The following is a 24,307-nucleotide window of genomic DNA, read 5'->3' on the forward strand; positions in this document are numbered from 1 at the left end:
TCCTTATCTCTTATATCGGTAGAATAGCACTGAATCTTTAATTGTTCAGAAAAGAAAAAGACCCTAGTTTCCCTAGGATCCTCAATTTTTTATCAGGGTAACAATATAAGGAAGTTTCGCGTAACCATTGCGGTGAAGGAGCTCGAACACTTTTTTCAGGTAAGGCTGGCTGTGCTCTACCGTTTTAGCAAAGGATTGAATAAGCTTTATCGTCTGATCTACAGTTAAACCTTTATGGTAAGCTCCTATGCCAATCAGATGCATTTTAATTAAAGAGTAATGAACGACCATCATCATATATTCGTCAAAGACCGTAGGATAGTTGCCAAAAGGCATAAGATAATGGAACACATAATTTACTAAATAGTTCTCCAAAATATATTCATGCTCATTTATGAATGGCTCATAGTAGGTTTGGTATGCCTCCCTATACCGAGTTGCCACCTCTTGAATAGCCGCTTCCTCCGAATAGGATAGACCCTTAATAAACTCCTCGTAACACTCTAGGTAGCGCTGGCTCGTAACACCTAGCTGAATTCGGACTTCCGCCAATTCCTGTAAAAGTTGCATCTGAAGAACAAAGTTAGAATTAAGTTCTTCTACCTGATCTGTGGTCATGCCTTCTTTATATCTCCGAATAAGCTGAGGAATCAAAGATACACGTTCATTGCTGATTAGCTCTTGAAGCTCTTGGTAAAAGAGTCCTAAAAAAATGAGACGTTCTTGTAAAGAGAAACTTCGATTTTGTAAGACCTCAATCGTATAAATTCGGATTTCCCAAAAGAAGCGTTGAGCATTCTGTTGCTTAACCCCAAGGGTTTGAAGCTGCTTGCTCGCACTCCATCCTGTATAACTAGTCTCTTCAACGTGATCAAATTCAATGCCTGCTGGATTCAATAGAGCTAATCTAGTAGCCTCAGGACAGGATAAAGTCAAAGATCGTTCAAAACCTTCATCGATCTTGTTGATTACTCTCGGATAGGTGAAACAAACACTGGAAAGGTAATCCTCCCCTAGTTTTGCTTGGATCTTACAAAGCTTTTCTTCATTTAAGAAGGGACAGCAACTATTTTCTTTTAGAGTGATAAAGGCATAATCCCTTTTCCCTCTATTAGATTTGTTTCGTGTGATGTCTCCCCTTAGGGAAGGTTTCAATTCCTCATCGTTCACTCTCTGATACTTACTATAGGTCGTCTCATCGACAGGGACCGACCACCCCACACAACAGCTATCCTCACAATCGGCACCGATACAAGAAAAATCCCGCACATAGCGGGGAAGAAGAACAGTCCTATTATCTAAGTTCATATGTTAGTCTCCTCTCAGGACAGTTCAATTTAAAACATAAGAATGAAAACATTTATCTAATTCGATTTTCCATTTGCGATAATGCGGTAGGAGCTTAAATTCAATCGTATCTAAAGCGTCTTCTGCAATACCTTTCTCATAGGCTTCTATTACATGATGTAGGTCCTTAAATACTTGTTTTGAAAACCGCTTTAGCGGATCCGCTGCTTTACTTGGAAGCTCTTCTCCAAAAAGAGAAAAGGACTTATCCATATAGTGTAGGGCTTCCACTACATCCCCAAGAATGACATACGTCTCGTTAAAATATCCGCCTCTCAAACGATAATGGATATGCTCCATACCTTCTAGGCACGTATCAGCCAAATCAATGGTTTGCCTCATGACTAAAGCATACTTTTCCATATTACGATCCCCCTCTCCTTTTGAGGTACTTAGAAAGAAGAGACCCTAAGGAACTTAGAGTCTCTTATCTTAAGGAGATTAACGAAGCAACTGTAGAACCCCTTGAGGCTGTTGGTTCGCTTGGGACATCATGGCTTGAGCAGCCTGAGACAAGATGTTATTCTTTTGGAACTCCATCATTTCCTTCGCCATATCTACGTCACGAATACGAGATTCAGCAGCAGATAGGTTTTGGGAAGAGGTGCTCATGTTGTTGATAGAGTGCTCTAGACGGTTTTGCGCAGCACCAAGTTTGGAACGTTCGGAAGATACAGATTGGATTGCTTTAGCTACGGTGTCAAGAGCTTGCTTAGAGCCAGCAGCCGTACCGATGTCTGCACTAGCTACGCCAAGGGCTGCAGATCTCATATCACCGATGCTCAGCTTCAATTCTTGACCTTTGTTTGCTCCAATTTGGAAAGTCATGCCGCCGGCTCCAGCACCTTCAGTTTGGGCTTGGGTAAGGCCGAGGTCTTTTACAAGAGTAAAGCCTTCTTGTTCCTTCAGATTAATCGCTCCGCTTTCACTCTTAATGCTAAAACGACCATCTTTAGCTTCTACATATACCTTGTCCTTGTCAATGAAGCCTTCATCGCCTACTTTTAGTCCTGCATTAGTATTGTAGGTGTCAATAGCTGTTCTCATTTTCGTTTGGATGTCAGTGGCAACCGTATCAGCATCCGTCGTCCCTGCTGTTGCTGCTCCAAGAGCGGCTGTCTTTAAGGTAACCCCATTCACTTCAAATTGCAAAGTCTCTGTACCTGCAATATTGCTTGCCATTAAATTTTGCCCATTTGTCACCGTAGCCGCACCCATGTAAGTGTTTAAAACCCCACCGGCTGCACTCGTGATAGATAACTTAGAATCTTGACCAGCAGATCCGCTCTGAATATTTAGGGCACCAGTGGAATCTTCAAACACTTTAACGTGCTGAACATTGGTTCCATTGGCAGCATTATGTTCATCAATACTTTCGTTGATTACGCGCTGCATCGTTGCTTTAATTTCATTCTGTTCCGTTTGAGTCATTGGAGTTGTATAGTCACGATCTAGGAGTAGCTTTTCAGAATCGCTTAATTTCTTTTCCCAATCAATCTTGACAGACACACTATCGATACTCAAAGTATCTGTAGGTTGGGTTGCTAAGTTGACCGCTGTATAATCGGCAGCATTGAATGTCGCAGTAGCAGAAACAGCCTTTGCCGATGTCTGCGTCAACACCTGCGCCCCACTCGTCGTATTCGTTCCAACCGTCGCTCCATCACTCTTCAAACTTCCATCTATCAACTTCTTACCATTAAACTCCGTACGGTTCGCAATACCATCAATCTCTTCTTTCAATTGCTTAAACTCATCGTTCAATGCTTTACGGTCTTCGTCTTTGTTAACACCGTTCGAAGATTGGTTCGCTAGTTCACGCATACGTTGCAGAATATCGTGGGTTTCGTTCATACCACCTTCAGCAGTTTGAAGTAAAGAAATACCATCCTGAGCATTACGCTGAGCTTGATCTAGTCCACGAATTTGGGATCTCATCTTCTCAGAGATCGAAAGACCCGCTGCGTCATCCGCTGCTTTACCGATACGAAGACCGGAAGATAGCTTTTCCATGGATTTTGCAGAGTTGGTATTGTTGGCATTCATCAAACGATAAGTGTTCATCGAGCTAATATTGTGGTTAATTCTCATGTGAATCTTCCTCCTTGAATTTGGACCGCCCACATCCTTGTGGTTGGTTTGGTGTGTATAGGAATCTTCTAAGTTACCGCGCGCTGTAACCTTGAATATCCTTATACTATTATTATCGTACGACTGACGGTTATTTTTAATAGTTTTGGTAAAATTTTTTGTTACTTTTTTATGAACGCAAAAAGACACCTCATGGGAGATGCCTAGGTGTCTATCCTTCTTGTTTCCACTGTTTGAGAATCTGACTCAAATCAATGGTTCTAGTAGCCTGTTGCGCGGCCTCTTGATTCGCTTTCTGTATTTCTACATATACTTCTTTTCGATGAATCTCTACGTGTCGCGGAGCATTAATCCCTAGTTTAACTTGTTCGCCTTCAACCGCCAAGATGGTAATCTCAATCTCGTCACCGATCATAATGGATTCTTTTTTCTTCCGTGTTAACACCAGCATCGAAACCAATCCCCCTAATCCGTTCCCGTTGCGACGGCCAGAGGGGCGAAGAGGGGCTGTCTCAGCGAGTATGATGGTTGATTTAAGACCAGTTGTTTCCCTTTTCTTGCTTGTACATTCACTACAAGGGGCGCCTGCAGATTGGTTGTAGAATCAGCTACCTGATCTTTGAGAGAGACGATATTATATAGCGCTACCTCTTCAGGCTTCTTAATCTCTAAATACTCAATCGTTGGATCAGGTAGAACCACTTCATATTCTTTATAGAATTCAAAGGGATTGATAACAAAGAAGTAAAGTTCATTAGTGACAGATTGCATAATTTGAAATGGGGTATCAGGCAAATCAATGAAAGTGAACCGCTTCAGCTCATTGAATCCAGGTATCCCTTTATCAAATTGAATGATCTTTTCTTCACTGATCTCCACTTCCCCAAATATGGGGGTTTGTATCACCATGGGTCTTTTCCCCTTTCTAAAAATAAAAGCCCCTTAAAGGGACTGAAATTAGCGCAAATAGTCCATCAATGTTGGCTGAATGATCCGAGCACCCGCCCCTAGCGCTGCTTTATGTACGGCTTCTTGAGCATTAAGTTCACTGATAGCCTTGGCAAAGTCTGTATCTTCGTTTTGCGATAACAATCGAGTAAAGGCTACTTCTTGAAAATCTAGACGATCGGATGCCAATTCCACACGATTGATTCTGCCACCAAGGGCAGATTGAATGGTAAGCATATGTTGATGTTGCAGGTCGAACTTTTCCATATATGTTGTAAAATCCTTACCACTCTTTGTTGAATCGGCTAAGTCCGAAAGAACCTTGTCGATCGTATTAAATACGCCCTCTCCGGACTCAAAAAGACTTTTGGCCGAAACATTCATGGCCATATAGACGCCATTAGAAACCTCCACCTTCATCTCGCCGTCATTGATCAAATTCGAATTCATCATGCCGGTTTCTATCGAATAAGGAGGTTGATCTGTCTTTGTGCCGGAGAAAATATAGCGTCCACCGATAGCTGTATTGGCAATCATCCCTAAGTGTTCTTTGATTTGTCCTAGTTCACTGGCGATCGCTTTCCGATCAGAGGTCTCTAAAGTACCATTCGAAGCTAATACCATCAGTTCTCTTACCCGATGCATGGCTTCACCAGCATTGCTAATCAGGTTATCTGTCGTTTCCATCCAGCTCTTTGCTTCATTTGCGTTTCGTTTATAGGTCTCATTCTCAAGAAGTTGGGTTCGGTACTGCATTCCCCTCATAGCTCCTACCGGATCATCGGACGGTTTGGAGATTCTGCGACCCGAGGCAATCTGTTCATGAAGGATCTCCATTTTCCGAAAACCCTGATTAACATTACGAATCATATTATTATGAAGCATGGATTGCGTTACGCGCAGATTCATCTAAAAGCACCTCCCTTTACAGCCCAACGCGCCCGGTTCCATTGATGAGCTTGTCCAGCATCTCATCCATGGCAGAAATACTTCGTGCAGCGGCATTATAAGCATGCTGGTATTTCACCATATTAGCCATTTCTTCATCTAGAGAAACCCCTGACACAGATTGACGTCTTGCTTCCACTGTGTTTCTGGCCATATTAGAATTCTCCATAAATCGCTGGGCTTCCTGGCTTTCCATCCCAAGCTTAGCAATGGTGTAACGGTAGAATTGATCTAATGTTGCCTTGTCCTCAAAGCCTTGCAAAGGTTTAAATTTTATTTTACTTATTGCTGTGGCTGTAGATCCGTCACCGAATGCCTGAGAGTCTTTACTTGCCGCTGCAATTTTGTTGGAATCACGGAGAATGAGGGGGTTAATGATCATGTCTCCAGCCCGCTTCGGATCCATTTCGGCGCCAGCTGCGCTAATTGCAGCATAGTCAGGAGGGTTAAAAAGGTCCAGATTGGCTTCGTACCAATCTCGATCAATGAAAAAAGGCAACCTGTGGCCGTTCTCATACGATACATTCCCTTTTAGATCCTCCAAATTAACCCCTTGGCGGTGTAAAGCATTGATTTCTTTGGCCATTTCCGTTGCGTACTGGTCAATCTGACCTAAGTATCGATCAATATCTCCTTGCTCGTTTTCTGTACCTAGAGCAGCTCTCAGCGCAGCGATCTCTCCTTTTTTCACAGGAAAGGATTCATCAAATGTACCGATTTCCTGCCTTCCATTAACCAATAAGAACGACTCTCCTCCGGTTCCTTCGATCGAGATATTAACCATTCCGTTAGGGCTAGGGGTCTCCTTAACACTCACCAGCTTAGATAACTGATCCACTAATAGATCGCGTTGATCATATAGATCATTAGGAGAATAGCCATGGGGGACTAACATTGAAATCTGATCGTTCAAGTCACGAATTTGTGAAGCGATAGAATTTACATCCTTCACTTTGATATTCATAATTTCGCCGACATCAGCCTGCAGTGACTGTAAAGATTCTGACATTTGTTGCATGGTGTTCGTTACAGCAAGGGCACGTTGAAGGACCACTTCCCGCGCAGATAATACGTCCGGTTCCTTCGTTAGGTCCTGCCAGGATTGCCAAAAACGATCAAGAGTAACCTGAAGTCCATTATCGGATGGCTCATTCATGACATCTTCGATCATGCCTAGAACATTAGCTTTTCCTTCCCAGAACCCATATTCACTGTTATTTGTACGATATTGACCATCTAGGTATTTTTCACGCAGGCGGGTAATACTCGTGACTTCCACCCCTGTTCCAACCTGCCCCGGCTGGCGGTCGTTTTGAGTAGCAGGGTATGGAAGAGCGGTAGTAGCCTTCATTACTGCTACCTGGCGGGAATATCCCTCGGTATTCGCATTTGCAATATTATGCCCCGTCGTAGTCATCGCAGAACGTTGGGCAAATAATGCTCGTTTTCCAATTTCTAATCCCCCGAACGTAGAACCCATAGTCGCTCTCCCTTCCCCTACTTAAATCTTGCTATCAAAAAATGCCTTGGTACTAGTTTTATTCGACTGAACGAATGGATTGGCGTACGTTAACTTCTTTCCATAATCCTCCGTAAACAGATCTAACGTTTCCTTCACAAAGGACATGGAGTGTTCCAGAAGTTGTTGATTTAGTTCGTTCATTCTATTGAGTTGAACTAACACCGCTTTTATATGATCCCTTAATTGAGACAGAACCTGACGTTCACTGTCATCCTGAATATATGCAATACATTCCTTCAGGGATAGTTCACGCCCTCTTATTCCTTGCAAGATTTGAAATTCCTTCATCAATTGCTGTCTCTCAGCTTCGTATATGGCAATTTTTTTCAAATGGTGCGCTTCTTGAGCCACCTCTTGCTGTAATTCTTTCATGGCTCCTGTAATCAATGCCTGCTTCTTCCTCTCGGCCAGATCCAGCAACCCTTTATGCTCCTCCAGTAACCTCTCTAAACACGCTCTCAACAAAGGAAGGGTAGACATTTTTATCTCCCCTTCAATTCATCATATAGTTTTTCAGCAAGTTTCTGACTATCCACTCGGTACGTCCCTTCTTGGACTTGAGCTTTCAACTCCTGGATTCGCGCTTTTCTTGCGGCATCATCTGTCTTGCTTTGGTTTAGCATCTCAAGCGCCTCCGTGGAAATTTGGATTTCATCCTTAGCTCCCCCGGTTGCTTTCTTGTTTTTTTCGACAGCGGGTGGATTCAGCTTCTGATAGGGGTTGATTCCGTTCAACCTGTTATACCCATGGATTTTCATGACGGCACCTCTCTTTCACCTAAAGTGGAGACCCTACTCTCCAACGTTAATCTTACTTATTACATCGGCACGAACAGCCGAAAGCTTTAGCATTTACTGATAGTATTTGTTCTTATTTTTTCACTTCTAGCCATTCTATCCCTACCTATGATAACATGAATGCAAGTACCCTGGTTGAGTAAGGATGTGGAATCGTGAGAATTGATCCTCAGCAAATCGCCGGCCCTCTAGATATGAAAAAGGGATTGGATATCAATAAAGAACCTACCAGAATGATTTCCTTTCGCAAGGTACTTAAGGAACATCAGGAATCCTCACCTGCCGATCGCCTGTCTAAACTTCTTTCGGATATTGACTCCGCCGGAGAACGATTAGCGAAATCCAAGACGATTAGAGACTTAGCCGAGTACAAGAAACTCGTGAAATCCTTTATAGAAGAAGCCGTGAAGAACGGCTTGAGCATGGATGATCGCGAGGGACTTGGCAGAAGAGGAAGAACAAAAGTTTATAAGATGATTAGCGAAATTGATGAAAAACTTGTCGAAGTAACCAACGAGGTCCTCCAAAGGGAACAAAAAGGGATAGACCTTCTTGGCAGCATTGGTGAAGTAAAAGGATTGCTAGTCAATATGTTATATTAATAAAAGCGGCTCCCACTTAAGGAGCCGCTTTTACTTAGCCTCAACCCTTATCCCCAAAAACCTCTTCCTCAACGACCTGCACCCTAGCCTTTAAGTGACGTATATCCGATTCTACGTTAAAGCTAACATGGTCAATGACATACCGATGTTCCTTCAAAGAACGGTCCAAATGCTTAAAATGTGAACGGAACTCATGGACATGATTATCCAGTTTATCCTCGATGCGACTAACCGAATTTTGAAGCCCTTTTAACTGGCCATTCACAACCTCAAATTGCTTGTCCATTTCCTCAAAACGCTTGTCCATCTTATCAAACTTCTGGTCTATCCCCACAAACTTTTCATTTATGTTCTCTAATGCTTTTAATATTTGTATATTCACTTCGTTTTGTTCCATAAATCACTACCTCCCTTCCGGCAGCTTCTTATGTTTATTTTACCACAGCACAGGTGTTAAGGTCTCTTAATATGACTACTCCAGTTTTAAGAAAATAGAGCCTACCCGTGGGAACTGGGCGGCCCTTTGTCTACCCCGGTCGGGGCTTGGAAGAGAATTGAAGTCTCTTTCGCTGGGGGATATAAGGATAGGATTAGTGCTTCGGCGGGAGATTTTCTGGTTGTTCAGTTCCGGGGGATTCGAAGGCGTATTGGCTGGTATCTTGGACTTGTCCGAGGATTAAGACCCCGAAAAGAAAAATGCCTAATATCCATTTTGTCATGATCTGGCTCCTCCTTTCTCTATCTGATGACCTAAGGATACCAGACTATTTTCATATCACAAAAGCTGATTTAGGACTATTTTCTTAGGTTACATGTATCCTCACTTGCCAATTCTTGACTGTTTTTGTCGTCCTCTATATTTTTATGCGATTTTTGCATATTTTCGTCACTAATTCAAACCCCTATGAAATTTTAGCTTGGTAGTAAAAAGCGCATCATTTTTAAGCTGAAGCTTAACTGATGAAGATTTCACAAAATTGTAATAAAAAGATTGTTGAAATATAGCTACAAATGTCATATTTTCAAGTAAGCGCTGTGAATATCCGTTATTTATGGAGGGGTATGGAATGAACAATTGCTTGTTAGGACAGTATTTACGAAAGCTGCGGAAGGAAGCTGAGTACACTCAAATTCAAATTGAGAAGGATGGAATGATCAGCCAATCGAGGATTAGCCGGATTGAGAAAGGGGAATCTGCTCCTACTGTGGAGGAACTCCATTATTTATCCCGAAAGTATGGCTTCACCATGCTGTCGATTGAGGAATTACTAGATGAACCTGATCAGCAACTCGATTATCAGCAATATGAGAACAGAGGGTATCTGATGGAGAAGATGGAAAATGCGCTCCTGAAGGACCAATTCAAAATGCTGCAGAAGTACCGCAATCAAGCCGCTTCTGGTCCTCTTTTCAAGCATCCAAGGGAAAAGCTTTTTTTGGAGAGAATAGAAGGCATTTTACAGCTGGAGCTTTATCAAGACTACGAGAAAGCCTATCACCATTTTCAATCCGCTAAGGCGATCGGTGAGCAAACGAAGCAGAAGGAAAAGATGGCGGAAACCCTGAATAGTATTGGCATTCTTTACATTCATCAAGGTCAGTTGGAAAAAGCGAAACATGCGTTACTAGAAGCCCAAAAGCTCATTACACCTCATCCTCGGAGCAACCCAAGCACCAAATCCCAAGAGATTCATACTCGCATTCTGTATAACCTCTCCATTGTTACCTACCAGCTAGAAAACTTCCAAGACTCCATTCAGTATTGTTATCAGACCAAAAAACGTTCCCAAGATGGCATGAGTGCTCTACTCATTGGTGAAGCAACCTACCAGTTAGGGCTAAGTCAGTACTATACCGGAAATGAAGAAGAAGCCCGCTCCCACATCCAACGGTCGATTGTCTTGTTTGAAACCTATGAGAAGTATGAGTACAAGATCTACGCGGAAAAAAAGGTCAAGGAATTAAAATTATAAAAGCCCAACCCCCTAGTTCAAGGAGATTGAGCTTATACTCTACATTACTCGCTTCACGCCGACTACTCGATAATTTTTCACATACCAATCAATGTCGTCGATACGTGTATTCTTGCCTGTGCTTGTGGCGTGGGCAATTTTATCATTGCCTAAGTAGATGCTAACATGGGAGATTACCCCACTTCCGGTATCAAAGAAGATGAGATCCCCCTTTTCCATCTCGGACATGGATACGCTGGTGCCCACCCCAAATTGACTGCGTGAGTCGCGAGGCAGATCGACGCCCAGCTGACCATAAACATAGCTGGTAAAGCCGCTGCAATCGAAGCCTTTAGGGGTCGTGCCACCAAATTTATAAGGGACTCCAAGCACGGATTGGACGGTTCGGTTTAAGCGTTGATCTAATAACTCGGAGGAACGGGAGGTTAATTTCGGCTTCACGTAAGGTTCTGGTGCCCCATACAAGATCTGATGAAGGATGACGGCCACTTCGGCTCTTGTAATGGCCTTTTTCGGTTCGAGGCGATCTTTAAAAAGATCCAAATGACCGCGTGCTACGAGGCCCTTTACGCTATTCTGAGCCCAGGAGCTAATGGAGCTTTGATCGCGAAAAGAAAGCTTGTACTGGCCCTCAAACGTTGAATCAAACGTTTGTGCTAGGATCACGATGGCCTCTTCCCTCGTTACGTTGCGATCCGGCGAGTACTGGTTGGCACTTGTGCCCTTGACTAAACCTTGGCTGTACATTTTTTTTACTGGTTCATAGAACCATTGATTCTTAGGTACGTCTTCAAACGGGAATTCGTTATGTAAATTCGGTTTTTTTGAGAGTTGGGCGAGCATGGCCGCAAATTGACCTCTGGTTAGGGGAGCATTCGGGGCGAATTGTGTATCGCTCATGCCTTTGATAATGCCTTCCTTATAAAGTCTCTCAATGCTCGTGGCAGCCCACGGCAGTTGTGCTGCATCTTGAAATTTGTATTCCTTCGCTACTGCGATATTACCCCACAGAGAACAAGCGAGAATGGTTGAAAGACATGTGGCTAGAATGCGTTTCATCGATGTGGTTCTCCTCTTAGTTTCTTGGTAGTCTATGAATATACTATATTACAAGAGAGTGATATGGACAATCGACCTATTTTCCTATATTTCGACCTTAGCTCTTGGATCCTCTTGGATTTGGATTTTTCATCAAGTATCTGTACAATATGAGTGGAGGTGAAAGAGATGCCAGTTTTTACATATGAAGGATTTGAGATTCACTACACCCGAGAAGGAGAAGGTGCTCCCCTCCTCTTCATTCACGGCCTAGGCGGGAACTCCATCAATTGGCTTTATCAGCGGAATTATTTTAAGCAGAATTATCAGGTCTTTGCGATTGATTTACCCGGACATGGGAAATCCGCTGGGGGAGATGTCTTAACCTTTCATGACTACCATGTTTTACTGCATGAACTTCTGGTAAAAGAGCTACAGTTAGATGAAATTTATTTATGTGGGATCTCCATGGGTGGGAGAGTGGCCCTTGATTTTGCTGCTCGCTATCCGGATCACGTGAAGAAGCTGGTGGTGGCGGACACATTTGTGGGATTGGATGAGGACGAAAAGCGCCGGCGAAAGGCGATTTTCGACTTGATTTATGAACCCAACGGACCTGAGCGCTGGGTAAACACCGTCATTGATGAAATGGGATTGGATCCTCAAGGAGCCATTGCCAAAGGTTTTCATAGAGGGATTCTGGATAACCAATTGGACTTTATGTATAAACTTTTCACTTCACTCCTGGAGTACGATCAACGCCATCTTTTATCGAACGTGTCTGCCCCTGCCTTAATCCTGCACGGCGAGCGCGACCGATTCATCCCATTGGCTTGCTCTCAGGATATCCATCGCCGATTAATGGATGCTGAGTTGACCGTGATCCCCGATTGCGGTCATTTACCCAATGTGGAAAAACCAAAGCTATTTAATGAATTAGTGGAGGGCTTTATCTCCAGATAGAAAAGAACAGCCTGGAAGACTCAGGCTGTTCTTTTACACTTGCCTTCCAACTCTCATAAAAAGAACGAGGAAGATAACAAACGATATGCAGCTGGCTAAAGCTAATAGGGTAACTAAGGAATCCGAACCAAACTCGCGAACATGGTACACGTAAAAGCCAATGACAAAGAATATAGTTGCAAGAAAAGAATAACCTTTAAATCTTCCCATTGTTCTCCCCTAACTCTCTCTACTTCTCTATGTATAAGATACTAGAAAATCCTTGTAAAGGAAATACACTTTACTCTTTTTTTCGGCAGAATAGGACAATTTTTTTAGAGTGGATTTAGGAGTTTGCAAGATTACTGTTCAAACTTGTAAGATTACCAGTGCAACTTGCAAGATTATTGCTCAAACTTGCAAGAAAAACTCCCCAACTTGCAAGAATTCTACCTGGCCACCGTAAGGGTGTACACCTTCATCCCTTCCTGGGCCAGTACTCTGGCGCACTCATTTACCGTGCTTCCCGTCGTCACAACATATTCAATTTCAATAATTAAGAGCCTAGAAAATAACCTAGGCTCTTTTCTTATCAGGAATTGAACTTTAGTTCCAGTAATCTACTTCGGGAAATACTTCAACTATAGTTACATTGAAATCAATTTGATTAAAAATTAAAGATCATCCCGTTAGCTTCAACAAAATGAGTATTGTCGATTGGTATACAAGAACCAGTGGTTTCCAATCATTATTGGCGGTATTACCTCTGTATATCAATTATTGGAGGTAATTTAGATTGCAGCAAGAAGTTATACAAGGAATCATTCGAAGAGGATCTTTAACTTCTTTTTATTACCGTGCTTTTTCTTTCCCGTTTAATTTAAGACTAAATTTACGATCCGAATTTCCATCATCATTATATGCACCTCTTATAAATTTCAAATGCCAAGGCAGATAAAATCCGAACATGAACAGATATACTGGAATCGACCACCAAGTGTTCCAGCCATGCAATTTCATGAAACCTACTTGTACACTACCCCATTCAAAGGCCACTGATATGACTGAAAATAAAATCACATGAAACCACTTTTTCTCCGATTTATAATAATTCAAGAAGATGACAGCTAGTGACGAAGGGATTATGCCAACAGAAATTATATCTCCAATCCCTATCGCTTGTGGTTCGCCTAAATCAAAAGAGTCTATTATCGCTCCTATAAAAACATCCAACATCCAAGCTAAACCCGTAATCAAACCAAAAGTGACATAAATATCTCTCCAACTTATTCTTTTGGGCATAAATAAAGCAAATAGAAAAACAATTATCCCAAACAAAATTGGAAGCCATACACCTTTTGCAAAGTCCAGATTCTCAATTAATTTTTCTAGTTCCAATGTAAAAGCCCCCTTCCTTATTTTCATTTTGATATTAAAGGAGGAGTTTAATACTTAGTTTTTTAGCATAACTGGTTTCGGCTAGCTCAAACAAGAAGATCATCCTTGGTGAATCCCCGAATGATCTAATCTAAAAAGCAACCAAGAGGATTTTCAACAATGGACCCACCCTCCCCACTATAAGCTACAACCGTACTGGATATCCATGAGATTTTCAATACATATTCGTTTATTGAAAAAGAAAAGAGGAGTATCAATGCGATACTCCGTGAGGCCTCTACTATGACCCATTTTTAAGATTTCTTAAAACCATTGGCATTTCCTTTTCTTCTTTCTTTAATTGCTCTTCTCTTTGTTTGTTATTAGGGTCGTTCTCTGATCTAAACCTTGCGGAATCCATCCCATCTATAATATTCATCCAACACACCTCCTTCGTAATGTTATTGTTTCCTCAATATGAAATTTCCCTCTGTCGAAATTAAAGAAACCAATTCCACTCCTTCTCAATCAACCTTCAGAAATGAGGTTATTTTTTATTGGAAAATTAATGGTTCGATATAACCGTTCTTTCTTGTTCAGCATCCTGAATTCGCTCTTGATTATAGTTTTTATTATCTTTAGAGCTAAATTTCTTTTCAACAAAATATTGAAACCCATAAAGTAAAAAGGCTTTTGAAAAAATGTAAATAAAAAACTGAAATTCGTTAAACTTAACTAAAGTTGCAACCCTCATTTTTCTTAGTAATCTTAATACAGGAAAAGCAAACACGGCATCAATGACCGCATTTAACATAATAAATCGTTTAAAATTTCCGTAGGTCCACTTAAGTATCCACAGCGATCCCACTAAGTGTGGACCAATATTAAAAGGAAATTCTCCCGATAGATAGGAGTGTGGCTTATTGTAAAAAAACCACCATTTTCTTTTTTTTCCCATTTGCACATGGAGTCCTTCTATTAGGACAATGAGTATCGATGCCGGAAGAAACCTCTTGATGTTTCGTTTCCCCAGTAAAGGGAGTGTAAGCCATGAAAGTAATACCATTGAAATACTGATTATCCATTGGTTCTTCTGCGACATTTCATGCCCACCCTTCCATATTATAACTATAGGGTGCAATTTCTTTTGAGGGTTTATCCATTGAGACAAAAAGTATATTGTTTTCTTAATTTAAAAATCATCGGGATTGGTCAAAATAAAAACGACCATGTCAGTTACGATAATCCGTTCAACCCCTGCTACCTAACTTACAAGATTCCTACCTCGCCACCGTTAGGGAGTACACCTTCATCCCCGCCTTGGCAAGTGCTCTCGCACACTCATTTACAGTACTTCCCGTCGTGTAAACATCATCCACAAGAAGAACATTCCCTAAAGAAGGAGGATTTGGCCGCAAGCTAAACGCATGCTCAAGCCTATGTAATCGCTCTGAACGATGCTGCTTACTTTGCTTTTCGGTCATGCGGTTGCGCTCTAGGAGATTAATCACCGGTACCTTGGTTTTGAGGCTAAGCAAAAAAGCAAGCTGTTGAGCTTGATTGAAACCTCTTTCCTTTAACCGTTGCTCATGAATGGGGACAAACGTAATTGCTTGAACAGCAAGAGAAGAATAATATCTCGTAAAAGCCGGGATGAGCAAATCCGCTAACAAAGGAGCAAGGGTCTCTTGTCCACGAAACTTATAGAGACTCATGACCTCCTTCATTTTCTCGTTATAACGGACCGCACTTCGATTCATAACAAAAAACGTTTCCGGGCGCCCGACACAATCATCACAGAGGCCCTCATGAGGCCTGCCACATCGTTCACAATGCTGTCCATCTATCATCTCAATATCTTGTTGACATAACCGGCATAAGAGCCCTTGTGCGGCTTTACGCTCACATAAGGCACAGGATGACGGTTGGGGAAACAAAAGATTCGTAATCAGTCTCATGTATCTAACAATCCCTTTCTCTTGGCAATACGATTCATTTCTTGGATATGTTTTACGGCCTTCTTCATTTCTTTTGTTTTCTCTTGGGCTAAAAAGAGAACATGTCCAATCGGATCCTGAACGGAGCGTCCCGCTCTCCCTGAAATCTGCACGAGAGAAGCCTCATCGAAAATGGGAGCATCAGCTTGAACGACGATGACGTCGGTTTTAGGGACGGTAACTCCCCTCTCCATAATGGTGGTCGTTACGAGAATTCGGGTGTCTCCCTGTCTAAACCGCTTTACTTTCTCTTCCCTCGCATGATCTCGGGAATGGGTTCCCTCTATTGTAATAGATGGACATAATTTAATTAGTTGATTAACTAAGTTGTCTACTCCCTCAATATACGGGACAAAAAAGAAGGCTTGTCTCCGGTGATGCTCTATGAAATGTAAGATTTGCCTAAATAAACTATAGTCCTTTCCTTCTCTAAGGACTTTAGACAAGGCGGAATCAATCAAGAGTTTCGGAACGGCGAGAGGCTTTCGGTGATAGCGAGCAGGGATGCGCACATGGGGCTTCGTTCGAAGGTAATCGGGTGGAGTTGCGCTTAAGTAAATCAGATTGGCATGGGGCTTTTTCGCACGCTGTACAGCGTAATAAAGCATCGGATTGTTATGATAAGGAAACGCGTCCACCTCATCTATAATGATTAAGTTAAATTTCTGATAGAAACGGATCGCTTGATGAGTGGTCGATAAGGTAATGTGGGCCTCTTCCCATTTCTCTTTGCTTTTGCCGTGAAGGGCAATGATGCGGGCTGCCGGGAAGGCATGTTGGAAACGAGGGGCTAATTCGAGGACGACGTCCTTACGAGGGGTCACGAGGAGGACTCGCTGCTGACGAAGAAGAGCTTCAGCAATCGGATGGAAGGTCACCTCTGTTTTTCCTGCTCCACATACGGCCCAGAGCAGGATTTCTTGGGCTTGAGAATCGAGTAGGGCGGCGGCTCGGTCAGAGGCTTCTTGTTGTGCCGGGGTGAGTTTCCCGGTCCACTCCAGGGCAGGGATGGGGAGCTTCTCGGTAAGATTTTCATCCTGTATATAATAAAGGCTAGTACATGCCTTGCTTCTTCCCATCTGTAGACAGGATGGACAGTAGGCGCAGGGTTGCTGGCAGGAGTGGCAATCCGAAAAGATCAACTGCTCCTGACCGCACCGATTGCATCTCTTCTCCTGTAGGTTGACCCCCGGAAGGATTTGCACCTTCCCTTGCTGATGCAGGTCCTGAATGGCATCTTCCCACCCTTCCTTACAAAAGGTTTGCAGCTCTTCGGCGAGCAAGGCTCTACCACGAGGGATAATAGATTCCATAGCTTCCCCTCCTTTCTCCTTTAGCATAGCACAGGTGCAGAACTACACAAAATGAGCTTTCAGATTGAACACATTGATCAGCCGTGAAAGTTGAGCTAATAATTCGTCCTTATTACATCAAACTAACTTTAGACGATAGAAAGGAGGAAATAATGATGGACGGCCAAAAGCAAACGCATAATGATCCTGCACAACCCACTTGTACAGAGGGTGATAAAAGATGTGGCCCTAATGGAACCTGGGAAATTTGTGAAGACGGTCGATGGGAAGATGCCGGAATAGGAAATTGTGCTATGGGAGAAACATCTCCCATAATATAACAGTACTATCATTGATCATTTCACTAGTTCAATTGAATTAAGCGCAGCATTTATTTGGTGCGCTTTGTTTTGTTTTTTTGGAAAAAAATAAGCCTGCCGTAGCAAGCTTTAAAGGGGGTTTCACTGAGATTGAGAGAAAAATCGGATGCTCTTGCTAAAAAATTATAATCGTTATTTATGAGCGAATTATTACCAATTTTTGTCCAAATAAATAAAATCTCCGCTTCTACATTAAAGGTACTTTATTAACTTTTTCTTCATGAGCCACGTAACCTACGCGAAAGCAATCAAATGCCAATTGGGTCAATAGATGGTCGGCGTTTTTTTCCGAGATGGGCCCTAATGCTTGCAGTTTCATCATTTCATCTAGGGCTTTGCCTACGTAAAAACGCAACACCTCATCACTGTGCGTAGTTTCAATGCTTGCTGTAGCCTACGATAGCTGGGATAATTTTTCTTCAAGATTAGTGTTCATTGTTCAGTTCCTCCCCACGGCAAATTTATCATAAATAATTTACCCAGGGTTATCCTTATTATCCAGAAAGGCACTATTATTCATAAAAAACCACCTCCAATCCAAAGGGGGAAGATCCTCTCTGATATCATTTCAGTGCAGGTCGATCGCTTTCGTAATTGCCTTTGCAATACTTCCCTCAGTTGTTTTTGTAGTAACATTGACGAATTAAGTACAAAGCACCTAGCATAATCTTAAGTTGAGGTGACATTTTATGGATAAAAGTAGGATGGTCGTTATAGAACATCGTAAAACGGGTGAACGTTATTTGTTTGATTTGACTCGAGTTAATATTAAGCCGTACATTGAAGAGTATAAGTTGATAACCATGACCCTGCCTTTAAAAGAAAAAGCGTATTTAAAACTACCTTTCTTTAACTCCTATAAATAGGTCTTTTGTGCAATAGGATTAGCGATGTTATTGTTAGCCCCATAATCGAACTATGGAAAAAGGTCCAGCCTAATTGTTGGGCTTTTTTGTATTTTCCCTAGTTTCCCCCAATAATCCCCTCTGGGTCAAAACTTAAACTTTTGATTTGCGTTGTATGAGCATTTGCCCGTTTCAAATCACCTTTTTATTGCATCTCTTATATAGGGAAACTAAAAGGAGGTGTTATCATGCCCCAATTACCCACTATTCCAAGACCTGCCGACGTTGTCTTTATAGCTTGGCAGCGGAATCCTCTACAACCTAGATCCCCACTTACCATAGTGCAATTTAGCGTTGTGGGAAGTTCAAGCCCTTGTGGTAACCTCTTAGGGATTGGAAGAAGAGCTATTCCTGCTGTGAGATGTCTTTTGAGAAATGGATTCTCGATCGCTTGTAATCGAAGAACGACAAGTGTTTCTGGATTCGTTGTGCTTGTACGTCAATAATTTCCTGACCTTGCCGCTGATCATGCGGCTCTTATTTTTTGTCCAAAACGCACCCTTTATTTTTTCGATACGACCTCTTTAGTGTTCTTGCTGTTATCATCAAGGAACTGCCCAGGCCTAGCATACTTGCAATCCTTCACATAAAACTCCCTAACTTCACGACTAAAAGCGAGGCCAAAGGGCTTTATTTACTTGTTGAGTTTTTTCTAGGCGCCAATGGCCTTTTCGCGATCTGCTGATGAGTGAGGCCCAGTCCTTGGGAATTCCCAATCGTACAAGGTTTCTTCTTTTCGTTACGGGCTTCTTCCATTGTTTGAGGAGGCACGCGCGAAGTCTTCTGCGAATCCATTCATCAAGGGCTTTAAACACACTTCTAGTGTCGGCCAAACGAAAATACCCTGACCATCCCATTAGGTATTGATTCAGTTTCTCCAATATTCATAACCCTAATGGCCCTTGGTTTCGCTGGATCTCTGCAGATAAAGCCTCTCTTCTCCAGCCGAGCTAAATGACCATGGACTGTGGAACTAGAGGCTAAACCGCTTCCCCGATTTCTCGAACTGATGGTGGATAGCCCTTCTGTTTCACTACCTGCTTGATGAAATCAAATATAGATAATGTCAAAACGAACGTTCCTATATTTCAAGAGGTAATTACAATGAACGATGATTCAAAATCCCCACAGCTACATAGCTGTGGGGATAACTTTAACGGACGTATCAATGCCAATTGGGTCAATAGATGGTCCGCGTTTTTTCTCCGAGATGGGCCTTAAAGCTTGCACCCTACGTAAAAACGCAATACCTCATCACTGTGCGTAGTCTAACTAATTTACCCAGGGCTATCCAAGATATACACTACTTCGAGGTCCGAAGAAAATACAGATGCCAGCGAATGAACGAGAAGGTAATGACATAGATAACGGTCGAATACCAAAGCTTCCACCCTTGGTAGATTAAAAAATCAATCTGTACGGTAACCCATTCATATAACGTTGAAAAAGCAGTCCAGTAAACCGTATATTTAATAAACGCCCCGAGTTGTTCTGGCATATAGTTTGAAAAGATGATTCCGAATGATGGAGCAAGCATGATTTCAAATAGCAAATCACTAATTTGTAGACCCTCTTCTTGAAAATGCAGAAGCGTAATTTCCCCTGAATGTCCAAACAAGGTATCTACAGTGAGGGACAGCATAGAAAGTAAGGCCCAGGTCGTGTAGATTTCCTTGCGCGTCATTCTTTTGGGCATGAACCAAATAAATACGAGATTTACCGCGATCGTCAGAATCGGAAACCAGATCATCCGTCAATGCCTCCTTCCACCACCTCCAATATTTTGTACGATTGTTACATAAATATCCAAATCATTTGAGCTCGTCAACCATCAAAAAAAGCAAAATAGATCGAATGTTTTATTGAGTCTGATGAAAAAACTTAAAAGAGGAGAGGATTTCATGAAAACCAAATGGTTCTCGTTTTTCCTTATGGCGCTTACCCTTTTGTTTGGCTTTTCAGGTGTGGTCATGGCCAACGATGATAAAGTGAAGGTAATCGTGAATTCCAATCAGATTCACTTCGATGTCGATCCCATTATTCAAGATGGGCGTACCTTAGCAGCTGTCAGACACATTTCCCAAGGGCTTGGAGCAAGTGTTGAATGGCAAGGAAATGAAAATAAAGTCATCTTACACCGAGCGGGGGTCACGATTACCATGCGAATTGGTCATGATGTTGCACATGTAAACAACCGACCTGTCAAGCTGGATGTTCCCCCACTGATTGTGAACGGGAGGACCTTCCTGCCCGTCCGGTTCTTGGCTGAGTCCTTTCAGGAGCCTTTATTCTGGGATCAACCTACCAAGACGGTGTATATTGGTATTAAAAATTAATCACAACCCAGGTTCCTTCTAGCCAACTTTCTACAAATTCAGAATGAACACGACAACTTCCACCCGTTTCCATGTTCCTTCTATTATGGTAAAATTTTTTTAGAACCTCGAAAAATAGGCAAATTCACCGAAAGCTGAAGACGCAAAGCCACGGGCCTAAAGTTAAAGTATGATCAACCATGGCAGCCGGGTTGCCGAAAGGAGTCCTTTATGAAGCGAGAATTGGAACGGTTGGAACTCATTACAAGCCTTTATGAACTCATTGAACTAAAAGAGAAGCTGAAAACCTCGGTTATGGATCCCATGTTGAACTGGCGTGAAAGAATGGAGTTATATCAATCCATCCAAGGGATTAACGAACGAATCGAGCACCTGAATAAAAGATTGAAAAGGCCGTCCGCTTAGCGGAGGCCTTTTTGTTGTCAAAAAGCAAAAATGCACCCCTCCGGGATGCACACCAAGCCACCTTTTCTTATGTTGTCTGAATCGTTCCTCTTCTTAACCCTTGGCGCAGGTCGATCGTCTTAAGTCTCTGGCTCTCTGCCTCATCCATAGTGACCAATGATACGGGCCCACGGTTGGAAATTTGAACTTGATCAAAAAGAAAAGGATTTTCTTTTTGCAGGGCGTTCAACATTTTCACCGTGTTATCTGTGGATCCGAAATCATAGGCAATGAGGTGCAGCGGTTGACCCTTCAAACGCGAAAGATGAACAAGAGAACGGATGGCTCCTTCCAAACATTTTTCTGAGTTGTGGAGCAGTAGATGGACTCGCAGTTCTTCCTGATCTTCCTCAAAAAAATTATTCCATTTCATAAACAGGTGCACGAGGATGGTGGTTAAACCGTAAATAGCTAGTAACCAGATAACCCACATGGCAATCACGGATACCCCTCCTTTTTGGTATAGGATATTCCGTGATGCTACAAAAAGTGAGCAAAAGATTAACTAATTTTTACCCAGCCATTTTTGATGGAGATGACGACCGCTTGTGTACGGTCCTGAACATCTAATTTTTGCAGGATGCTCGATACATGGTTTTTGACTGTCTTTTCACTGATATATAAATAATCCCCGATCGCCTTGTTGCTTCTTCCTTCCGCCATCAACTGCAAAACTTCCTTCTCGCGCGGCGTTAAGGACAGGAAGCGCTCTGCACTAACGTTGTCTGAAAGCTCCACATGGGCAATGTCAGACTCCTGCTTCGAACTTAAGCGGCGGAATTCCGTGATCAACTTTCCCGTCACACGCGGGTGAATATACGCTTCTCCACTAGCTACGACCTGGATGGCTTCAATCAAGGCGTCCGATTCCATCTCCTTCAGCAAGTAACCCGATGCACCAGAGGAAAAAGCTTGGTGAACATAATTCTCATCATCATGGATGGAAAGAATAATGACCTTCGTAGTAGGAGAGAGGGACTTAATTCTTTCTGTTGCTTCTACCCCATTCATCTTTGGCATATTAATGTCCATGAGAATGATTTGTGGTTGCAACGTTTTTGCTAGCTCGCAAGCCTCTTCCCCATTGGATCCAATTCCAACCACTTGGAACCGTGACTCCATTTCCAATATACGCTTAATTCCTTCGCGAAACAGCTGATGATCGTCAATGATGGCAATTTGAATGGTTTCAACCATAAGTCTCTCCTTCTTTCCCTTATCCATTATTTATCTTCGAGTTCAATAGGAATGCTGAATAAGACACGTGTGCCTTGACCGTTTGCAGATTCGATCTTCAAGTCGCCATCAAGGAGCTTAATTCTTTCCTTCATCCCCATAATACCAAATTGAGGCTGAGCTGTCTTTTCTAAATCATCAAAGCCAACCCCGTTGTCCTTAACCTGCCCTGTAATTCGGTTAGGGCCAAATTCCAGCTTGACTTCGATCTGCTTCGCTCTGGAATGCTTCCCTGCATTATTAAGGGCTTCTTGCACTAAACGGAAAATGACCACCTCGATGGAAGCAGGTAATCGCCCTTCCTTTCCGAGAGTCTTCAGCTCCGTTAACATCCCATTTCGTTGGCCAAAGTCATCAAGATATTTTCGTAGTGTAGGCACAATACCCAAATCATCTAAGGCCATCGGCCTCAGATCGAAAATAATTTTTCGAACCTCAGACAATGTGTTTCGAACAGTCCCTCTGAGCTCTGCTAGTTCAGATCTCGCCTCTTGAATTCTCCCTTGAGACAGCATCCGGTCAGTAATCTCACTGCGAACCACGATATTGGCCATCGCTTGGGCAGGACCATCATGGATATCGCGAGCCACTCGCTTCCGTTCATCTTCTTGAGCCTGAATAATTTGCAGCGCGAGCATCTGCCGCTGACTCGCCGATTCCACCGCCGAGGAAAAATCCCCGAGATCTCCCGTCAAGTAGCCCAAGACCACGCTCACTTGGGTCATTAAGTTATCTGCTTTATCTATCGTTTCAGTCAGGTTCTTTAAACGACGTTCCAGCTCATCCCGACGAATACGCAAGTTCGCTTCCTTCTCTCGAGCTAGGGAAAGCGTCAATTGGATCTGACTGGCCAATTCATACGATTTCTTAATATCATCCTCACCAAATTGCTGAAAGTTACGGCTGACCTCCACCAATCGCTGGCGGCTTGCTCTAAACTTCTGCTCCAGCTCATCGGTTTGATCGATAATATCGGCTACTTCCTTCTTGATGGCGGTCAGCTCTTTCAAGATATCTTCACTTTCTCGTCTCGCATTCTCGGAGATGCCAAAGATCTGCTCCTTGCTGCCTTCGACCGCATGGATCGTTTTTTTCAACACCGAGTCCAGCTTCGTAAAATCTACCGTGTCCGTCGAGTTCACGCCATCACTTCCCTTTACTTTCATGGATTATAGCTTTAATCTCTTGTTCAAATTGAAAAATATCCATCCCTCGTTCTCCCATATTGTTTTTAGGAATCTTAAAGGGGTTCGTCTTCGCATTCACCAGACCTCTGCCACCAGCAAACCCTAATTGATACCCGGCTTGCTTCGATACCTTTATCATTCGATCGTTGTAATAACCATAAGGATAGGAAATGGCTAAGACCGGCTCCCTCACTAAGTCCTCGAGCGCCTTTCGCCCCATCATAAAATCAACAAAGACTTTGGAGCGATAAGCCTGATCTCCTTGTTTTACTTCCGGGGATGTCGCTGGCCGATCATCCTCTACAAAATGCAGTCCATAGGTATGCGATTGAAACGAAATAAGTCCAGATCTCTTCATCTGTTCTAGTTGGACGAATGAAAGTGGCGAAATCTTACCTTCTCTTTTTCGCTCCACCGTATCCCGCAGATTCTCGTATATGACAAAAACGGTTGCGGGAAACTGATACTCCTCAAGGACGGGAAAAGCCTTCGAATAAGCGCTCTCATATCCATCGTCAAAGGTGAGAAGTACTGCATTTTCCTGGTTCAATAGTCCTGTATCTAAAAATTCGTGGAACTCTTCCAGTTTAAGGGGGTGAAAATGGTGGTTTTTTAGAAATTCGATATGCTCTCGAAACTCATTTGGTTTGATCGTATGGGGAGAATCAAAGTCTTCCGCTATATGATGATAATTCAGGATCAGTACCTGATCTCTATACCAGACCCGATAAGGGATCTCTTCTTTCTTGGGTTCCGGTGATTGGACCACAGGAAGTGCTTCAGGTTTTGATGGTTCTCTGACGGTTTCCGTAGCTTCCTGTTGTCCACATCCCATAAGGAGCAAAATAAAGGTTAACAAGATGCCGAATCGCATAGGAATCACCTCATTCTACACATTTCGACAGGAATTCCAGAATCCCTACCGGAAAGTATTGGACTGCTAAA

General features: G+C 42.7%; 30 protein-coding genes, 1 pseudogene and 1 riboswitch. Of the genes and pseudogenes, 5 read left to right on the forward strand and 26 right to left on the reverse strand.

Annotation, left to right across the window (positions count from 1 at the left end; all coding sequences use genetic code 11):
* Window positions 1–81: 81 nt before the first annotated feature.
* The 9 genes from fliB to flgM all read right to left on the reverse strand — a co-directional run bounded on the left by fliB (window position 82) and on the right by flgM (window position 7,614).
* Window positions 82–1,308 carry a flagellin lysine-N-methylase gene (gene fliB, locus EIZ58_RS24890; RefSeq protein WP_134703681.1) on the reverse strand — a complete coding sequence of 409 codons (1,227 nt, stop codon included), beginning with the start codon at window positions 1,306–1,308 and terminating at the stop codon, window positions 82–84.
* A gap of 24 nt (window positions 1,309–1,332) precedes the next feature.
* Window positions 1,333–1,710, reverse strand: coding sequence for a DUF8042 domain-containing protein (locus EIZ58_RS24895; protein WP_134703682.1), 378 nt, complete (start codon window positions 1,708–1,710; stop codon window positions 1,333–1,335).
* Window positions 1,711–1,788: 78 nt separating this feature from the next.
* Entirely contained in the window at window positions 1,789–3,438 is a 1,650-nt protein-coding gene (locus tag EIZ58_RS35070) for a flagellin N-terminal helical domain-containing protein (protein WP_134703683.1), read from the reverse strand.
* A gap of 211 nt (window positions 3,439–3,649) precedes the next feature.
* Window positions 3,650–3,889 carry a carbon storage regulator CsrA gene (gene csrA, locus EIZ58_RS24905; protein WP_134703684.1) on the reverse strand — a complete coding sequence of 80 codons (240 nt, stop codon included), beginning with the start codon at window positions 3,887–3,889 and terminating at the stop codon, window positions 3,650–3,652.
* A gap of 14 nt (window positions 3,890–3,903) precedes the next feature.
* Window positions 3,904–4,347: a flagellar assembly protein FliW gene (gene fliW / locus EIZ58_RS24910; protein ID WP_134703685.1), complete on the reverse strand. Its 444-nt coding sequence runs from the start codon at window positions 4,345–4,347 to the stop codon at window positions 3,904–3,906.
* 48 nt (window positions 4,348–4,395) lie between these two features.
* Complete coding sequence (flgL, locus tag EIZ58_RS24915) at window positions 4,396–5,295, reverse strand: flagellar hook-associated protein FlgL (protein ID WP_134703686.1); 900 nt, start codon at window positions 5,293–5,295, stop codon at window positions 4,396–4,398.
* Window positions 5,296–5,311: 16 nt separating this feature from the next.
* Window positions 5,312–6,814, reverse strand: a complete 1,503-nt coding sequence (gene flgK, locus EIZ58_RS24920) for a flagellar hook-associated protein FlgK (protein WP_134703687.1) — start codon at window positions 6,812–6,814, stop codon at window positions 5,312–5,314.
* 21 nt (window positions 6,815–6,835) lie between these two features.
* A complete protein-coding gene (locus tag EIZ58_RS24925) occupies window positions 6,836–7,336 on the reverse strand; it encodes a flagellar protein FlgN (RefSeq protein ID WP_134703688.1) in 501 nt (166 codons plus the stop codon).
* Window positions 7,337–7,338: 2 nt separating this feature from the next.
* Window positions 7,339–7,614 carry a flagellar biosynthesis anti-sigma factor FlgM gene (gene flgM / locus EIZ58_RS24930; RefSeq protein WP_134703689.1) on the reverse strand — a complete coding sequence of 92 codons (276 nt, stop codon included), beginning with the start codon at window positions 7,612–7,614 and terminating at the stop codon, window positions 7,339–7,341.
* A 194-nt stretch (window positions 7,615–7,808) separates the two neighbouring features.
* Between flgM and EIZ58_RS24935 the strand changes: the two genes are divergently transcribed.
* Window positions 7,809–8,255, forward strand: a complete 447-nt coding sequence (locus EIZ58_RS24935; protein ID WP_134703690.1) for a YaaR family protein — start codon at window positions 7,809–7,811, stop codon at window positions 8,253–8,255.
* Between the two features lie 40 nt (window positions 8,256–8,295).
* Here the strand turns inward: EIZ58_RS24935 and EIZ58_RS24940 are convergent, their stop codons facing one another.
* Both EIZ58_RS24940 and EIZ58_RS34935 read right to left on the reverse strand, forming a co-directional pair.
* Window positions 8,296–8,652, reverse strand: a complete 357-nt coding sequence (locus EIZ58_RS24940; protein WP_134703691.1) for a hypothetical protein — start codon at window positions 8,650–8,652, stop codon at window positions 8,296–8,298.
* Window positions 8,653–8,845: 193 nt separating this feature from the next.
* Complete coding sequence (locus EIZ58_RS34935; RefSeq protein WP_255438407.1) at window positions 8,846–8,974, reverse strand: hypothetical protein; 129 nt, start codon at window positions 8,972–8,974, stop codon at window positions 8,846–8,848.
* 348 nt (window positions 8,975–9,322) lie between these two features.
* Between EIZ58_RS34935 and EIZ58_RS24945 the strand changes: the two genes are divergently transcribed.
* Entirely contained in the window at window positions 9,323–10,228 is a 906-nt protein-coding gene (locus EIZ58_RS24945; RefSeq protein ID WP_167577942.1) for a helix-turn-helix domain-containing protein, read from the forward strand.
* Window positions 10,229–10,267: 39 nt separating this feature from the next.
* On the opposite strand, the gene EIZ58_RS24950 is transcribed toward EIZ58_RS24945, so the two are convergent.
* Window positions 10,268–11,287, reverse strand: a complete 1,020-nt coding sequence (locus EIZ58_RS24950) for an S-layer homology domain-containing protein (RefSeq protein WP_134703693.1) — start codon at window positions 11,285–11,287, stop codon at window positions 10,268–10,270.
* Between the two features lie 168 nt (window positions 11,288–11,455).
* Here EIZ58_RS24950 and EIZ58_RS24955 point away from each other — a divergent pair, with 168 nt between their 5' ends.
* A complete protein-coding gene (locus tag EIZ58_RS24955; RefSeq protein WP_134703694.1) occupies window positions 11,456–12,229 on the forward strand; it encodes an alpha/beta fold hydrolase in 774 nt (257 codons plus the stop codon).
* Between the two features lie 33 nt (window positions 12,230–12,262).
* Here the strand turns inward: EIZ58_RS24955 and EIZ58_RS33830 are convergent, their stop codons facing one another.
* The 10 genes and pseudogenes from EIZ58_RS33830 to EIZ58_RS24990 form a co-directional block, all read right to left on the reverse strand.
* Window positions 12,263–12,439: a hypothetical protein gene (locus EIZ58_RS33830; RefSeq protein ID WP_167577943.1), complete on the reverse strand. Its 177-nt coding sequence runs from the start codon at window positions 12,437–12,439 to the stop codon at window positions 12,263–12,265.
* Between the two features lie 621 nt (window positions 12,440–13,060).
* On the reverse strand, window positions 13,061–13,606 hold the full coding sequence (locus tag EIZ58_RS24960; protein WP_134703695.1) for a hypothetical protein: 546 nt from the start codon (window positions 13,604–13,606) through the stop codon (window positions 13,061–13,063).
* Window positions 13,607–13,886: 280 nt separating this feature from the next.
* A complete protein-coding gene (locus EIZ58_RS33835; protein ID WP_167577944.1) occupies window positions 13,887–14,024 on the reverse strand; it encodes a hypothetical protein in 138 nt (45 codons plus the stop codon).
* 126 nt (window positions 14,025–14,150) lie between these two features.
* Window positions 14,151–14,549, reverse strand: coding sequence for a hypothetical protein (locus tag EIZ58_RS24965; RefSeq protein WP_240689411.1), 399 nt, complete (start codon window positions 14,547–14,549; stop codon window positions 14,151–14,153).
* A gap of 316 nt (window positions 14,550–14,865) precedes the next feature.
* On the reverse strand, window positions 14,866–15,543 hold the full coding sequence (locus tag EIZ58_RS24970) for a ComF family protein (protein ID WP_134703697.1): 678 nt from the start codon (window positions 15,541–15,543) through the stop codon (window positions 14,866–14,868).
* Window positions 15,540–16,895 carry an ATP-dependent helicase ComFA gene (locus tag EIZ58_RS24975; protein WP_167577945.1) on the reverse strand — a complete coding sequence of 452 codons (1,356 nt, stop codon included), beginning with the start codon at window positions 16,893–16,895 and terminating at the stop codon, window positions 15,540–15,542. Before EIZ58_RS24975 ends, EIZ58_RS24970 begins: the two co-directional genes overlap by 4 nt.
* 546 nt (window positions 16,896–17,441) lie before the next feature.
* On the reverse strand, window positions 17,442–17,576 hold the full coding sequence (locus EIZ58_RS34940) for a hypothetical protein (RefSeq protein ID WP_255438408.1): 135 nt from the start codon (window positions 17,574–17,576) through the stop codon (window positions 17,442–17,444).
* Window positions 17,577–18,767: 1,191 nt separating this feature from the next.
* Complete coding sequence (locus EIZ58_RS35245; RefSeq protein ID WP_370297808.1) at window positions 18,768–19,016, reverse strand: group II intron maturase-specific domain-containing protein; 249 nt, start codon at window positions 19,014–19,016, stop codon at window positions 18,768–18,770.
* Between the two features lie 4 nt (window positions 19,017–19,020).
* Window positions 19,021–19,244 (reverse strand): annotated as a pseudogene (locus tag EIZ58_RS24985) (LexA family protein); the annotation flags it as partial.
* A 218-nt stretch (window positions 19,245–19,462) separates the two neighbouring features.
* Window positions 19,463–19,909, reverse strand: a complete 447-nt coding sequence (locus EIZ58_RS24990; protein ID WP_134703699.1) for a CBO0543 family protein — start codon at window positions 19,907–19,909, stop codon at window positions 19,463–19,465.
* 151 nt (window positions 19,910–20,060) lie between these two features.
* On the opposite strand from EIZ58_RS24990, the gene EIZ58_RS24995 reads away from it, so the two are divergent.
* Both EIZ58_RS24995 and EIZ58_RS25000 read left to right on the forward strand, forming a co-directional pair.
* Window positions 20,061–20,495 carry a copper amine oxidase N-terminal domain-containing protein gene (locus EIZ58_RS24995; RefSeq protein ID WP_167577946.1) on the forward strand — a complete coding sequence of 145 codons (435 nt, stop codon included), beginning with the start codon at window positions 20,061–20,063 and terminating at the stop codon, window positions 20,493–20,495.
* 107 nt (window positions 20,496–20,602) lie between these two features.
* Window positions 20,603–20,694: riboswitch (cyclic di-GMP riboswitch) on the forward strand.
* A gap of 11 nt (window positions 20,695–20,705) precedes the next feature.
* Entirely contained in the window at window positions 20,706–20,900 is a 195-nt protein-coding gene (locus EIZ58_RS25000; protein ID WP_134703701.1) for a hypothetical protein, read from the forward strand.
* A 67-nt stretch (window positions 20,901–20,967) separates the two neighbouring features.
* On the opposite strand, the gene EIZ58_RS25005 is transcribed toward EIZ58_RS25000, so the two are convergent.
* The 4 genes from EIZ58_RS25005 to EIZ58_RS25020 are packed head-to-tail and all read right to left on the reverse strand — an operon-like array spanning window position 20,968 to window position 24,236.
* Complete coding sequence (locus EIZ58_RS25005) at window positions 20,968–21,381, reverse strand: glycosyltransferase family 2 protein (protein WP_134703702.1); 414 nt, start codon at window positions 21,379–21,381, stop codon at window positions 20,968–20,970.
* A gap of 59 nt (window positions 21,382–21,440) precedes the next feature.
* Window positions 21,441–22,163 (reverse strand): response regulator, encoded by a 723-nt coding sequence (locus EIZ58_RS25010; RefSeq protein ID WP_134703703.1) that lies wholly within the window; start codon window positions 22,161–22,163, stop codon window positions 21,441–21,443.
* Entirely contained in the window at window positions 22,163–23,341 is a 1,179-nt protein-coding gene (locus EIZ58_RS25015; RefSeq protein WP_134703704.1) for a sensor histidine kinase, read from the reverse strand. The genes EIZ58_RS25010 and EIZ58_RS25015 overlap by 1 nt, the downstream gene beginning before the upstream one ends.
* Window positions 23,322–24,236, reverse strand: a complete 915-nt coding sequence (locus tag EIZ58_RS25020) for a polysaccharide deacetylase family protein (RefSeq protein ID WP_134703705.1) — start codon at window positions 24,234–24,236, stop codon at window positions 23,322–23,324. Before EIZ58_RS25020 ends, EIZ58_RS25015 begins: the two co-directional genes overlap by 20 nt.
* Window positions 24,237–24,307 lie beyond the last annotated feature (71 nt).

This window comes from Ammoniphilus sp. YIM 78166 (assembly GCF_004522215.1).
Classification (GTDB): domain Bacteria; phylum Bacillota; class Bacilli; order Aneurinibacillales; family RAOX-1; genus YIM-78166.

Coding starts and splice junctions, on each gene's coding strand:
- fliB (WP_134703681.1), bottom strand. CDS start 1,308: ATGAACTTAGATAATAGGACTGTTCTTCTTCCCCGCTATGTGCGGGAT.
- EIZ58_RS24895 (WP_134703682.1), bottom strand. CDS start 1,710: ATGGAAAAGTATGCTTTAGTCATGAGGCAAACCATTGATTTGGCTGAT.
- EIZ58_RS35070 (WP_134703683.1), bottom strand. CDS start 3,438: ATGAGAATTAACCACAATATTAGCTCGATGAACACTTATCGTTTGATG.
- csrA (WP_134703684.1), bottom strand. CDS start 3,889: ATGCTGGTGTTAACACGGAAGAAAAAAGAATCCATTATGATCGGTGAC.
- fliW (WP_134703685.1), bottom strand. CDS start 4,347: ATGGTGATACAAACCCCCATATTTGGGGAAGTGGAGATCAGTGAAGAA.
- flgL (WP_134703686.1), bottom strand. CDS start 5,295: ATGAATCTGCGCGTAACGCAATCCATGCTTCATAATAATATGATTCGT.
- flgK (WP_134703687.1), bottom strand. CDS start 6,814: ATGGGTTCTACGTTCGGGGGATTAGAAATTGGAAAACGAGCATTATTT.
- EIZ58_RS24925 (WP_134703688.1), bottom strand. CDS start 7,336: ATGTCTACCCTTCCTTTGTTGAGAGCGTGTTTAGAGAGGTTACTGGAG.
- flgM (WP_134703689.1), bottom strand. CDS start 7,614: ATGAAAATCCATGGGTATAACAGGTTGAACGGAATCAACCCCTATCAG.
- EIZ58_RS24940 (WP_134703691.1), bottom strand. CDS start 8,652: ATGGAACAAAACGAAGTGAATATACAAATATTAAAAGCATTAGAGAAC.
- EIZ58_RS34935 (WP_255438407.1), bottom strand. CDS start 8,974: ATGACAAAATGGATATTAGGCATTTTTCTTTTCGGGGTCTTAATCCTC.
- EIZ58_RS24945 (WP_167577942.1), top strand. CDS start 9,323: ATGAACAATTGCTTGTTAGGACAGTATTTACGAAAGCTGCGGAAGGAA.
- EIZ58_RS24950 (WP_134703693.1), bottom strand. CDS start 11,287: ATGAAACGCATTCTAGCCACATGTCTTTCAACCATTCTCGCTTGTTCT.
- EIZ58_RS24955 (WP_134703694.1), top strand. CDS start 11,456: ATGCCAGTTTTTACATATGAAGGATTTGAGATTCACTACACCCGAGAA.
- EIZ58_RS33830 (WP_167577943.1), bottom strand. CDS start 12,439: ATGGGAAGATTTAAAGGTTATTCTTTTCTTGCAACTATATTCTTTGTC.
- EIZ58_RS33835 (WP_167577944.1), bottom strand. CDS start 14,024: ATGAATATTATAGATGGGATGGATTCCGCAAGGTTTAGATCAGAGAAC.
- EIZ58_RS24970 (WP_134703697.1), bottom strand. CDS start 15,543: ATGAGACTGATTACGAATCTTTTGTTTCCCCAACCGTCATCCTGTGCC.
- EIZ58_RS24975 (WP_167577945.1), bottom strand. CDS start 16,895: ATGGAATCTATTATCCCTCGTGGTAGAGCCTTGCTCGCCGAAGAGCTG.
- EIZ58_RS34940 (WP_255438408.1), bottom strand. CDS start 17,576: ATGATGAAACTGCAAGCATTAGGGCCCATCTCGGAAAAAAACGCCGAC.
- EIZ58_RS35245 (WP_370297808.1), bottom strand. CDS start 19,016: ATGGGATGGTCAGGGTATTTTCGTTTGGCCGACACTAGAAGTGTGTTT.
- EIZ58_RS24990 (WP_134703699.1), bottom strand. CDS start 19,909: ATGATCTGGTTTCCGATTCTGACGATCGCGGTAAATCTCGTATTTATT.
- EIZ58_RS24995 (WP_167577946.1), top strand. CDS start 20,061: ATGAAAACCAAATGGTTCTCGTTTTTCCTTATGGCGCTTACCCTTTTG.
- EIZ58_RS25000 (WP_134703701.1), top strand. CDS start 20,706: ATGAAGCGAGAATTGGAACGGTTGGAACTCATTACAAGCCTTTATGAA.
- EIZ58_RS25010 (WP_134703703.1), bottom strand. CDS start 22,163: ATGGATAAGGGAAAGAAGGAGAGACTTATGGTTGAAACCATTCAAATT.
- EIZ58_RS25015 (WP_134703704.1), bottom strand. CDS start 23,341: ATGAAAGTAAAGGGAAGTGATGGCGTGAACTCGACGGACACGGTAGAT.
- EIZ58_RS25020 (WP_134703705.1), bottom strand. CDS start 24,236: ATGCGATTCGGCATCTTGTTAACCTTTATTTTGCTCCTTATGGGATGT.